Consider the following 12,362-nt stretch of genomic DNA (forward strand, 5'->3'; position numbering starts at 1 on the left):
TCGGTCGATTCGTCGCGTCTCGTTAGATCAGGGAAGTTGCGATCACTCAATGCAGTGTGAGCATTCCGGCACGCTCGTCCGCTATCAGATTTGAAATGGCATCACGATTTTCAATTAGAATTGTTGCGATCGTTGTAGTCTTACAATTTCCGCGACGGATCCAGATCAGCTTAGGCGGGAATCCGCGAAGCACTGAAATATCGCCGAAATCCGCATCTTTGGTCACAATGATAAGGTCATTCTCTTTTGCGTATTCCCAGATCTTCGGATCGTCGGCCCTGTCCAATCCGAGTAGAAAGACATGTTCAGAACCCGAAAAATGATCTGCCAATATGTCGATCAACTTTGGTGAAAGGTTGTGGTCAAAAAGAAGTCGCATCGACCTAGGCAAAGAGAAGGCTCTTCTCGCGGTCCGCTGCAAACGCCAAACACGCAGATATATCTTCGTGAGTCAGATACGGAAAATCTTCGAGGATCTCGGCTTCGGTCATACCTGATGCAAGGTATTCCAAAACGTCATAGACGGTTATTCGCATTCCACGAATACACGGCTTTCCCCCACGTTTATTGGGTTCGATCGTGATGATGTCCTTATAGCTCATAGCCGAATATTACCACAACCACCTACTCGATATTAAAATACTTTGCTTCCGGATGATGGATGATTATCGCTGACGTTGATTGTTCGGGTTCGAGCATGAATTCGTCCGTGAGTTCAACGCCGATGCGTTCGGGTTTGAGCAGTTCGAACAGTTTTGTTTGGTCCTCGATACGCGGGCACGCGGGGTAGCCGAACGAGAATCGCGAGCCTTGATAGCCCTGGTGAAACAGTTTTGCCATCTCCGGAGCGTCCGCGTCGGCGATGCCGAGTTCCTCGCGGACGCGTTTGTGCCACATTTCGGCGAGGGCCTCAGCCGATTCGACCGAGAGGCCGTGAAACAGCAGATAATCTTGATAATTATCCGCTTTGAAAAGCTCAGCCGAATGTTCGCTCGCCCGTCGTCCCATCGTCACAAGCTGAAACGCCACAACATCGGTAACGCCGCCGACGGGGGCAAAGAAATCCGCCAGGCACAGGTTCTTACCGCCGCGTTGCTCGATGGGTTGCCGCGGGAAATTGAACCGCATACGCTCGGTCTTTAGGTCATCGTCCCAGATAATTAGGTCGTTTCCGTCAGAATTACAAGGAAAATAGCCGTAAACGAGCTTTGCTTCGAGCAGTTTCTCGCGGATCGCTTTGGTCTTGATCTCTTCGTATTTCGGCAGGATCGTCGAACGCCGCAGTTCTTCGTATTCCTCTGCCGACGACTTCCCTTGCTTGTACTGCCACTGCCCCTTGAACAAAGCCGTCTCGTTTATAAAATCAAAAACCTTCGTCAGATCGGTGATCGCGACGACCTTCGTCCCATAAAACGGGGCTTTCGGAACTTCTGAAAGCTCGGCAACGTCAGAACGCGTCGTATGCGACGTATCGCCGCTTGACCGCGAAGAAATACGCGCCGCCTCAACGCCAAGCTTTGCATCCTCGCCGACAAGGTCTTCTACATTTGGCAACGAGCCTTCGATTATTTGCGCAGAGCCTTCAGCGGTTTGCGCTAAGCCTTCCGCCGTTTGCGCAGAGCCTTCAGCGGTTTGCGCAGAGCCTTCAGCGGTTTGCGCAGAGCCTTCCGCCGTTTGCGCAGAGCCTTCAGCGGTTTGCGCAAAGCCTTCCGCCGTTTGCGCAGAGCCTTCAGCGGTTTGCGCAAAGCCTTCCGCCGTTTGCGCAGAGCCTTCAGCGGTTTGCGCAGAGCCTTCCGCCGTTTGCGCAGAGCCTTCAGCGGTTTGCGCAAAGCCTTCCGCCGTTTGCGCAAAGCCTTTGGTAATTTGCGTAGAGCCTTCAGCGGTTTGAGCAGAGCCTTCCGTCGAATGCGTTAAGGCATCCGCGTTCTCCGCAACGGTCCCGTTGGCCGTAAGTTCGTCCATCGCGTGCAGTCCATCGAATGCATCGCGGGCGTAAAACAGCTTGCCGTTGAACAAAGGAATGAGATCGTTGTCAACATAACGGCGATTCAAAGCCGCACCGCCGAGAATAACGGGCGTTTTGATGCCGCGTTCGTTCATTATCTCGAGATTGTCCCGCATAATGAGCGTTGATTTGACCAGAAGGCCGCTCATCCCGATCGCATCGCAGTTATGTTCTTCCGCAGCACGCAAAATGTCGTCGATATTCTGTTTGATGCCCAGATTTACGACCTTATAACCGTTGTTTGTGAGGATGATATCGACCAGATTCTTGCCGATGTCGTGCACATCGCCTTTGACCGTGGCCAATACCATCACGCCTTTGTTCGATCCCTCGACCTTTTCCATGAAAGGCTCGAGAAACTTCACCGCAGACTTCATCGCCTCGGCCGATTGCAGCACGAACGGCAGCTGCATCTGCCCCGCACCGAACAGATCGCCGACGACTTTCATCCCATCGAGCAAAATACTGTTGATAATGTCGAGCGGCGGATACTTTTCGAGAGCCTCTTTGAGCGAATCTTCGAGGCCGATCTTCTCACCCTCTATAATGTGCTCTTTTAGGCGTTCTTCGACCGGCAGATTCGTGATATCCGGCTTGATCGAAGCTGCAGTTTTGCCCTCAAACAGCTTAGTAAACTCCGTCAGCGGGTCGTAAACGCATACATCGCCGTCAAATTTCCGCCGATCATAGATCAGATCGCGCGCAGTGTCGATCTCGTGCTCCGAAAAACGCATCAGCGGCAGTATTTTCGAGGCATTGACGATCGCAGAATTCATCCCTGCCTCTACACAATCGTGCAGGAACACTGAATTGAGCACGACTCGAGCCGCAGGACTCAGCCCAAACGATATATTCGATACGCCCAGGATGATATTCGCATCCGGCATTTCCGCGTGAATATCGCGGATCGCTCGGATCGTCTCATCGGCGTTCTTACGGTCTTCCTCGATGCCTGTAGAGATCGGCAAAGCGAGCGGATCGAAGAAAATATCGTGCCCGGGAATGCCGTATTCCGTCACTTGCTTGTATGCCCGCCGTGCGATCCGGATCTTGTCGTCGTAAGCGCGCGCCATTCCCTCTTCATCGATCAAACCAATGACGACTGCGGCCCCGTATTCTTTCGCAAGGTCGAGAACTTTCAGAAAACGCGGCTCGCCGTCCTCATAATTCGTCGAATTCAAGATCGATTTGCCGCCCGCGTGCTCGAGGCCCGCTTCCATCTTCTCCCACTCGGTCGAATCGAACATTATCGGGATCTTGACGTTCGTCACCAGCCGCGATGCAAGCTCGTGCATATCGGCCACGCCGTCGCGGCCGACAAAATCGACGTTGACGTCGAGGATGTGTGCGCCTTCTTTCTCCTGCGATTTTGCCAGATTTACAAGGCCGTCCCAATCTTCGGCATCCAGCAGGTCACGCATCTTCTTCGATCCCGACGCATTGACCCGCTCGCCGACTATAAGGAACGATGCATCCTGCGTATACGGCTGCTGGAAGTATATCGACGACGCCGAAGGCTGCAATTTAGCATCGCGATCTTTTGGCGAAACGCCACTCAGTCGTTCGACGACCAGCCGCAAATGCTCGGGCGATGTTCCGCAACATCCGCCGACAACGTTTGCACCGAGATCATTCGCAAAATGCTCGACTTGAGCCGCGAAACTCTCCGGCGTCTCGTCGTAATGCTGCTTGCCGTCCTTGACCTCGGGCAAACCGGCGTTCGGCAGCACGGAAACAGGGATCGGCGAGTTTTCGCACAAATAGCGGAACGAATCCGCCATGTGCTTTGGCCCGGTGCCGCAATTCATACCGATGACATCTATAGGAAACGGTTCAAGTGCGGTCAACGCAGCCCCGATCTCCGTGCCATTAAGCATCGTCCCGAAAACCTCGATCGTCACCGATGCGATCACGGGCAGCTTCATCTTGTGTTTCTCAAAATGCTCAAAGATAGCCGCCAACGCTGCTTTCGTCTGCAGCAGATCTTGGCAGGTTTCGACCATCATTATGTCCGCCCCGCCGTCAATGAGCCCGCGAACCTGCTCTCGATACGCCTCTTTCAAGTCACGATAACTGATGTGCCCGAGCGTCGGCAATTTCGTGCCCGGCCCTATCGAACCCGCGACAAATCGCGGTTTGTCGTAGGTCGAATAATCGCGGGCTAGTTCTTTCGCGAGTTCGGCAGCTTTTTTATTTACGTCGTAGGTCTTATCCGCAATGCCGAATTCGGTCAGAACGACCTCGCTTCCGCCAAAACTGTTCGTTTCGATGACGTCGCATCCAACATCCAAAAAGCTCTTATGTACCGTCCGAATCGCATCGGGCCGCGTGTAGAGCAAATTTTCCGAGCAGTTCTCAAAATTCGCTCCGCCCCAATCGTCGAGCGTCAACTCCAGCGACTGTAAATTGCTGCCCATCGCACCGTCAAAGACGATGATCTTCTCTTTTAGTAGATCAAGAAACTCCATATTCACATTCCCGCGAAACACACGAAACATAAAAAAGTAAGAGCTTTTCCTTTTCGCTATCTTTCGCGTGTTTAGCGGGCAGATCTCCCAAACAAAAACTCCGTGCCGCATCGCAGCACAGAGTTCTCGCTAAAACACATGACTCTTTGCTGTTTAGCCGTTTATTTTACGTGGCCGCAAGTCGCAATAACTCACCACGTTTTCAAAACAAAAGCTTAAAATTCCACCGCTGATAAGTCAACGCTTGGTGATGTAACTCAACGCCATTGACGCGATGTCATCCATCGCGGAACCGTCACGGTTGCGGTCGAGCATAGATGATGCAAGGTCCATCATCGCGTTGCCGGATGACTGCGGTGCGGCCTGCTGTCCGCCGCCGAGCAATCCGCCGAGAAGGCCGCCCAGCCCATCTGCACCGACGCCTTGTTGACGTTTTTCCTTTCCTAAATAACCCATTACGATCGGTGCGAGCATCAACAGTATCTGTGCGACCTGGCCCATTTGCAGCCCGGTTTTAGTACTTACCTCTTCAACGACCGGTGCTTGATTATTGCCGAGAATGTGGTTCAGTATTCCGCCTGCGTTAAGCTGAGGAGGCGTCGGTTCGGGAGTTTGGAGCTGTCCGAAAATTAGGCTGCCCAATCCGCCCAGATTCCCTAGAACGCTGCCGTCGTGATCATTCGTCAAAGCTGAGTCCAAGCTCTGCGCTCCTTCAGGCGTCGCTGCATTGTTAGCCAACCCGCTCAATATCGCTGGTAGCGCCATCTGTATAGCTGAATTAACCAACGACGAATCAGCTCCGACGGTCTGCGATATCTCGCCAATTGCCGCTTCGCCCTGTTCCTGTCCTAAAAGGTCCTGTAATGAAAACATAATTATCTCCCCCGTTTTTATTTAGTTTGTCCGACTTGCAATAATGATATCACAGGCACTCTTCCTTGGCCGTAACGACCGCGTTGATGTCACGCACAAATTTCTCAGGCAATGCAAAAACTCTGATCGCTGTTATCTCGGCGGTAGTTTTTGCCGCATGTGCGATAGGTAAAAGCGGAAATCAACTGGCTTTTGTCGCTACCTTGAATGTCACTGGCGGCGAGATCGGCGAGCCATTTGGGATCGCAGAATGGAAACGTCAGATATTCGTATCCGACGGCGAGAAAGGCATAATCTGGAAACTTTCCGGCACAGAACTCTCGATATTTGCGGAAGGTTTTGTTACACCCTCGCATATAACTTTCGACTCGAACGGCGATCTGTTCGTCGCTGACACTGGAAGCCACACCATCGAAAAGATCGATGCCAAAGGCGAGCGCAGCATCGTTGCGGGCGTTCGCGGAAAGGCCGGATCGAACGACGGACCGTCGGCTGATGCGACGTTCAACGGCCCGGTCGGCATCGCAGTTGACGGCGAAAGACGGATCTACGTCGCCGATACATATAACGACAAGATCCGCATTATCGAGACCGGTGCCGTCAGGACACTCGCCGATAGAACTGAGGACGGAAAGCGTTTTCGCACGCCGCTCGGTCTTGCGGTCCGGCACGACAAGCTGCTCGTTGCAGATTCGGGCAATCGCCGCATCGTCGCGGTCGAAGCCGACGGGCGTGCGTGGACGCTGGCCGGTTCAGGTTCGGACGACATCAATGACGGGCTGCTCCTTGATGCCGCTTTCTCGCATCCGACGGCGGTCAGTGTTTTAGAGAACGGAACGATCCTCGTTGCTGACAGCGACTCGGTCCGAGCAATTACAGGCGGCGCAGCCGCCACGGTCAGAACAATTACTCAAAAGCGGCGCGGTCACGCTGACGGCACGGGACTTTTTGGCCGGTTCAATCGCCCTTCCGGCATCGCAGAAATGCCCGATGGCCGCATTTTCGTTGCCGACAGCGACAATGCTGCGATCCGTATCTTATCGCCGATCGAGGAAGCTAACGCATATGCCAGAAAGCCGGATGCAGCGGAAGCAACCGAGAATTTTCGCTCGCTCGCACGGGGCCGCTGGCCTTACGATCCGCCAAACGCAAAGCGCGATATCGCAGGCACGCTTGCCGAGATACGCGGTGATATGGAACCCGGCAGCGATCAAGTATGGTTCCATAACGGGCTCGACATCGCCGGAGCTTATGGCGAGACCGCGAGGTTCATCAGAACTGAAAAGGTGTTGCGCCCGAATGCCGCTGAACTCTTCGGCACGCTTCGCGAACTGATCCGAATGCCGCAGCTCGGCTATATCCACATTCGGCTCGGCCGCGATGTCAACAATATTTCGTTCGACGACGAGCGTTTTCTGTTCGACCGTGACGCGGGGGGAAAGATAATTGACGTTCGCGTCCGCCGCGGCACGAAGTTTTCCGCCGGCGAGCCGATCGGTACTTTGAATGCGATGAATCACGTCCATCTGATCGCGGGACGCAGCGGAAATGAGCTTAATGCACTCGCGGCGCTCGATCTGCCGGGCGTCTCGGATTCGCGTCCGCCCGTGATCGAAGTTGTAGAGCTCTTCGAAGAGAATTGGGAGCCTATTGAAACACCTGCGGGCGGCGGGCGTATAATCTTGAACGGCAAGGTCCGTATTGTCGCGGCGGCTTTCGATCAGAAGGACGGTAATCCCGAACGCAGAAAGCTCGGCGTTTACCGCGCCGGCTACGAGGTATTGACATCAGGCGGCCAGCCGGTTTTCGATGCGGTTTGGACGCTGAATTTTCTTCGGTTCCCGCCGAATGACGCCGTTCGATTTGCGTACGCCAATGGCAGCCGGTCGGGTGCGACCGGCGAGACGCGGTTTCGTTATATCGTTACCAATTTCGTTAACGGCGACGAATTTCGCGAAGGTTTCTTGGATATCTCGACACTCTCGAACGGCATCTATACATTACGCGTCAACGCCGCCGACTTTTTCGGCAATATCACATCAAAGGACATTCAATTTGAGGTAAAAAGATGAAATTTATCGCTTCTGCTCTGGTTTTCACGTTTCTTGCGTTTGCTCCGTTCGCGGTCGAGGCTCGCGATCCCGCGAGTCCGATCCGCATTACGCCGGCGGCGCCGAAATTCACCGACGCCGAGCGGCATGCCGAACTTGCAAAACGCCGTGCAGCGGTCGCCGCAAAGATGGCGGACAACAGCGTTCTGGTGATGTTCGCGGCCGAGCCGAAGATCTACGCGAAGAACGTGAATTATCATTACCGGCAGGAGAATAACTTCTATTACCTGACCGCTCTGAAACAGACGGGCTCGACTCTGGTCATGCGAAAAACTGCCGGCAGAGTGTCCGAAGTCATCTATTTGCCGCGCCGCAACGCTTCACGCGAGACATGGGACGGAAAGATGTACTCGCACGAAGACGCCCGCCGTCTTTCGGGGATTCAACAGATCATTGACGCCTCGGAACAGCCTGCGGTGCTGAACGCCATCGCGGAAAAACGCGATGCCACAATACAGAACGTTTATATGGTGCTGCCGTCGAGCGAGGACGACGGCACGGGAATGAAGGAATTCGACCGCGAGCACGCATTCTCAAAACGCCTTGCCGGCGATAAGGTAACGAACCTGCAGCCGATCTTTGCAGAACTTCGACTCGTCAAATCGCCATATGAGATCAAGCTGCTTCAGCACGCCGTCGATATCACGATGGAAGCTCAGGGACGCGCGATGGCAACTATCGGACGTGCGAATTACGAATACGAAGTGCAGGCGGAGGTCGAATACACATTCCGCCGCCGCAACGCTGACTATTGGGGCTATCCTTCCATCGTCGGCTGCGGCCCGAACGCCACGACGCTGCATTATGTCGAATCGCAGGGCGAGGTCAAACAGGGCGACCTGATGCTGCTCGACGTCGGCGCGGAATATGAAAATTACACCGCCGACGTGACCCGCACATTTCCCGTGAACGGCAAATTCACAAAAGAACAGGCCGAAATATATCAGATAGTTTACGACGCTCAAGAAGCGGTCGCCGCCGCGACGAAGCCGGGCGTTTCGTTCTTTCAACTTACGTCTATCGCTCAAAATGTCATCAAAGAAGGACTCTTCAAGCTCGGCCTGACCACCGATAAGGATTCCGCACAATTCCGTATCTGGTTCATGCACGGCCTCGGCCATTGGCTCGGCATGAACGTCCACGACGTCGGTTCGTATTCAGGGCCGCTGGCTACCGGGATGGTCTTTACGAACGAGCCGGGCATCTACATTCGCGAGGACGCACTCGATAATCTGCCCGACACTCCGGACATGAAGGCTTTCAAGGAAAAAGTAAGGCCGGCATTCGAGAAGTACAAGAACATCGGCGTCCGTATCGAGGACGACCTGCTCGTCACTCCGACGGGCGTCAAATGGATGACCGGCGACCTGCCGCGCACGATAGCTGATATTGAAAAATTCATGGCAGCCGCTCCGAAGCACGTGCAGCTTAGCCGCCGCTTTGATGAACGCACCAAGAATGTATTCACCGCGGCGATGCACTGACGGCAGTTTTGACAGCGGAAAGTAAACCCGTAACATCTGTAAGCGTAGGTTTACGTATCCGATGCCGAACGAAATTCAAAACGGCGACAATTCCCTGCCGCTTATCATCGTCAACCCGCATTCCGCGGGCGGTTCGACCCGTGAAAAATGGGCCGGCATGGCGAGCGATATTCGCGCTCATTTTGGGCCGTTCAGCATCGCTTTCACAAAAGGCCCCGGCGACGCCGTTTCTATTGCGGAACGAGCAGCAAATTCCGGCAGAAAATTCATCATCGCATGCGGCGGCGATGGCACAGCGAACGAGACGGCGAACGGCATTCTACGTTCAGGCAAAGACGTCGAATTCGGCATAATTCCATCGGGAACCGGCGGCGACTTTCGACGTGCGCTCGGATTGCCGTTGTCCACTCGCGAGACGGCCGCTGCTCTACGAACGGGCGTCACACGAAAGATCGACGTCGGCAAAGTGACCTTTACGGCACACGACGGCAGCGACGCGGAACGCTATTTCCTGAACGTGTCGTCTGTCGGCCTCGCAGCTTCAATTCTCGAACGTGTAAAAGCATCGAAAGCCGCGTCGTGGCTGCCGATCGAAAGCCTTCGCGGGACGGTGAATTACGCCGTATCGACGCTGAAGGAGATCGCGGAACTCGAGCCTTTCGCGGTACGTGTGCAGTTTGATGACAAAGAACCGCGAACAATTCAAAGTATCGCTTTGTGCGTCGCAAATTCGCGGTACTTCGGCGGAGGAATGATGATCGCCCCTGAGGCTCGGCTGAATGACGGCCTTTTTGATGTCGTGAACATCGGCGACATCGGCACCGCACGTATTCTGCTCAATTCCTACACGCTCTATCGCGGCACTCATCTCGGCCTCAGCGAGGTCGGTTCAACACTCGCTCGTCGCATTTATGTAGAATCATCGGACGGCAGCGAAATTCACATCGAAACCGACGGCGAACTTCCCGGACGCTTGCCCGCAATCTACGAGATCATTCCGAATGCATTGAAAGTGCGGATTCCCAAGTGACGTGTTAACACGATGTTACAGAAATGTTACGTCTCCGTTTGCGTTCCGCTTTCTCTGTTAACTAGACTCTAGGCGTCGCTGACGCTTAGATGCTTCGCTCGTCATCAATCTTATTTGCCGTTGTCCTCGTTCTCGCGTCGGCCACGGTATTCCATTCTCAAACCGCTGACGATACCGACAATCAATCCTGGAACGATTTGCAGATAAGTATTCCTGTCAGTGAAAAGGTTGACCTGCAGCTGCTTGCGACGGCACGATTTGGGAAGAACATCACCCGTTTCGAACATGGACGCATCGGTGCAGGTGTCGCGATCGATCTAGGCAAAGGCTTCTCTGCCGGAGCTAATTACCAGCTGATCGAATCTCGCAATGCGGTTTCACGGTTTTTCACCGAACACCGATACACAATTCGCGGTGGCTACAATTTTCCGGTCAAAAAGATCGGCCTGTCACATCGCAGCACCTACGAATACCAAAGCCGCAGGCTCGGGAATTTCTGGCGCTACCGTGCTGCTGTGACCGTCGAAAAGAAACTCCCTGAAAACTGGATCAAAGATTCAAAACTGTTCATAACGGAAGAAGTGTTCTACGTCTCTGTCGCCGGAAGGTTCTCGCGGAATCGCATCAGCGCCGGCATCAGCAGAAAGGTAAATAACCATCTCACACTAGATGTCTATTACATGCGGCAGAACGACGGCACCTCACGGACGGGCGATCTGCATGTCTTAGGGACAACGTGGCGGATCAAAACGAAGTGACGCCGAGCTATTACGATTTTTCTTGCCAAGCAACCGGATAATTGTGTACACTCTCCTAAATTTGTCGCCGAAGTTGTGTTTCACAACGCGGGGGAACCAGTTTCCTGCGGATCGCAGGATCGGGGCTAATCTGAATTTCAGAAGAAGACTTCTTCGCTTCCCGCCCGTCAGCTAACCTCGTAGGCGCCACGAAGAAGGGCATTCATCGTCTATCAAAGGGCCGTGAACTGTGCTTCACGGCTCTTTTTTGTATCTTGGGGGAAAACTATGAAAAGGATCACTATTATCGGCGGCGGTGCGAGCGGCATATTGTTGGCTCTCAACATTTTGAAACTCGGTTCCGACGAACCGGTCACCCTCAATCTGGTCGAGCGGTCCTCACGGCTTGGCCGCGGCGTGGCATTCGGAACGGAGAATGAACTCCATCTGCTTAATGTCCCCGCCGGAAGGATGGGGGCGTTCGCCGATGATGTCGGACATTTTCACAAATGGCTGCAGGAACGAGAACTCCCCTATGGCCCTGACTATTTCGTTCCTCGGGTCCTTTTTGGCGAGTATCTCCGGTCGATCTTTGCAACGCAGATCGCCGACGGTATGAACGGCGTTCAGCTGAACCTAGTTGACGACGAGGCGATCGGTCTGTCGCCGAATTCTGCCTCGGCAGACGTGATACTACGCTCCGGGGAAGTTCTCCCCTCGGACAAGGTCGTGCTCGCGTTCGGCAATTTCGACCCGCCGCATCCGAATGTCCCGGATCTCGGCTTTACCGCAGTCCCAAAATATTTCGGAAGTCCGTGGGACAGAACCATCACGGAAAAGATCTCACCCGACGATTCGGTACTAATTATCGGTACAGGACTTTCGATGGTCGATGTGGTCATTCAGCTGACCGCACGCGGCCAAAAAGGCAGGATCTATGCGATCTCGACGCGCGGGCTATTGCCGGCACGGCACAAACTGGGCTTTACATATCCGTCGTTTTACGACGAGATAAAAGGAAATACGCGGATCACTGACATATTGAAAACCGTCCGCCGCCACATTCGAACCGCGCACGCCACCGGCAGTAACTGGCGTGCGGTCATCGACAGATTGCGGCCGCACACGCAGCAGATCTGGATGGACCTGCCGACGAATGAAAAGCGGTATTTCATGCAGCATCTCAGCCGTTATTGGAATGTCGCCCGTCATCGCATGCCGGCTGAGGTAGGCAACGTTCTGGACGAACTGCAGAAATACGGCAAGCTCGCGATTCTGAAAGGACGGCTAAAGGACATAACTTACACCGACGGCGTGTTTGACACAGAGTTTTCCGTAGTTGGCGAGCGGCACCACATTCAAACCAACGCCATTGTTAACTGCATTGGTTCGGAATGCGATTATTCCAAGCTCGATTCCGACCTCGTCCGCGACCTGTTGGACAAAGGCGTGGTATGCCGCGACGAACTTTGTCTGGGGCTTGAGGCGACGCCGGACGGTAGCCTGATAGACAATGGCGGGAAGCCATCCAACGTAGTATTCACACTAGGAACGGCGATGAAAGGAATATTGTGGGAATCTACCGCCATTCCCGAGATACGCGGACAGGCTCACGGGCTTGCACAGAGGCTGGTTCGGGAATAAGCTAAAGATT

9 protein-coding genes and 1 riboswitch are annotated in these 12,362 nt (G+C 54.0%); of the genes, 5 read left to right on the forward strand and 4 right to left on the reverse strand.

Annotated features, from left to right (window positions below; genetic code table 11):
• Window positions 1-46 precede the first annotated feature (46 nt).
• The 4 genes from IPM50_03625 to IPM50_03640 form a co-directional block, all read right to left on the reverse strand.
• Window positions 47-379: a DUF5615 family PIN-like protein gene (locus IPM50_03625; protein QQS33684.1), complete on the reverse strand. Its 333-nt coding sequence runs from the start codon at window positions 377-379 to the stop codon at window positions 47-49.
• Window positions 380-383: 4 nt separating this feature from the next.
• Window positions 384-602, reverse strand: a complete 219-nt coding sequence (locus tag IPM50_03630; protein ID QQS33685.1) for a DUF433 domain-containing protein — start codon at window positions 600-602, stop codon at window positions 384-386.
• A 22-nt stretch (window positions 603-624) separates the two neighbouring features.
• Window positions 625-4,584 (reverse strand): methionine synthase, encoded by a 3,960-nt coding sequence (metH, locus tag IPM50_03635; GenBank protein ID QQS33686.1) that lies wholly within the window; start codon window positions 4,582-4,584, stop codon window positions 625-627.
• A 22-nt stretch (window positions 4,585-4,606) separates the two neighbouring features.
• A riboswitch (SAM riboswitch) is annotated at window positions 4,607-4,681 on the reverse strand.
• 29 nt (window positions 4,682-4,710) lie between these two features.
• Entirely contained in the window at window positions 4,711-5,346 is a 636-nt protein-coding gene (locus IPM50_03640) for a DUF937 domain-containing protein (GenBank protein ID QQS33687.1), read from the reverse strand.
• Between the two features lie 86 nt (window positions 5,347-5,432).
• Between IPM50_03640 and IPM50_03645 the strand changes: the two genes are divergently transcribed.
• The 5 genes from IPM50_03645 to IPM50_03665 all read left to right on the forward strand — a co-directional run bounded on the left by IPM50_03645 (window position 5,433) and on the right by IPM50_03665 (window position 12,352).
• Window positions 5,433-7,418: a hypothetical protein gene (locus IPM50_03645; GenBank protein ID QQS33688.1), complete on the forward strand. Its 1,986-nt coding sequence runs from the start codon at window positions 5,433-5,435 to the stop codon at window positions 7,416-7,418.
• Entirely contained in the window at window positions 7,415-8,941 is a 1,527-nt protein-coding gene (locus tag IPM50_03650) for an aminopeptidase P family protein (protein ID QQS33689.1), read from the forward strand. The genes IPM50_03645 and IPM50_03650 overlap by 4 nt, the downstream gene beginning before the upstream one ends.
• Window positions 8,942-9,002: 61 nt before the next feature.
• A complete protein-coding gene (locus IPM50_03655) occupies window positions 9,003-9,971 on the forward strand; it encodes a diacylglycerol kinase family lipid kinase (GenBank protein QQS33690.1) in 969 nt (322 codons plus the stop codon).
• 197 nt (window positions 9,972-10,168) lie between these two features.
• Window positions 10,169-10,729: a DUF2490 domain-containing protein gene (locus IPM50_03660; GenBank protein ID QQS33691.1), complete on the forward strand. Its 561-nt coding sequence runs from the start codon at window positions 10,169-10,171 to the stop codon at window positions 10,727-10,729.
• A gap of 267 nt (window positions 10,730-10,996) precedes the next feature.
• Window positions 10,997-12,352 (forward strand): FAD/NAD(P)-binding protein, encoded by a 1,356-nt coding sequence (locus IPM50_03665; protein QQS33692.1) that lies wholly within the window; start codon window positions 10,997-10,999, stop codon window positions 12,350-12,352.
• The last annotated feature ends 10 nt before the right edge of the window (window positions 12,353-12,362 follow it).

This window comes from Acidobacteriota bacterium, assembly GCA_016700075.1.
Taxonomy (GTDB): Bacteria; Acidobacteriota; Blastocatellia; order Pyrinomonadales; family Pyrinomonadaceae; genus OLB17.

Excerpts from the sequence above, each read along its gene's own strand:
- IPM50_03650 (QQS33689.1), top strand. The coding sequence starts at position 7,415 with ATGAAATTTATCGCTTCTGCTCTGGTTTTCACGTTTCTTGCGTTTGCT.
- IPM50_03630 (QQS33685.1), bottom strand. The coding sequence starts at position 602 with ATGAGCTATAAGGACATCATCACGATCGAACCCAATAAACGTGGGGGA.
- IPM50_03625 (QQS33684.1), bottom strand. The coding sequence starts at position 379 with ATGCGACTTCTTTTTGACCACAACCTTTCACCAAAGTTGATCGACATA.
- metH (QQS33686.1), bottom strand. The coding sequence starts at position 4,584 with ATGCGGCACGGAGTTTTTGTTTGGGAGATCTGCCCGCTAAACACGCGA.
- IPM50_03645 (QQS33688.1), top strand. The coding sequence starts at position 5,433 with ATGTCACGCACAAATTTCTCAGGCAATGCAAAAACTCTGATCGCTGTT.
- IPM50_03640 (QQS33687.1), bottom strand. The coding sequence starts at position 5,346 with ATGTTTTCATTACAGGACCTTTTAGGACAGGAACAGGGCGAAGCGGCA.
- IPM50_03665 (QQS33692.1), top strand. The coding sequence starts at position 10,997 with ATGAAAAGGATCACTATTATCGGCGGCGGTGCGAGCGGCATATTGTTG.
- IPM50_03655 (QQS33690.1), top strand. The coding sequence starts at position 9,003 with ATGCCGAACGAAATTCAAAACGGCGACAATTCCCTGCCGCTTATCATC.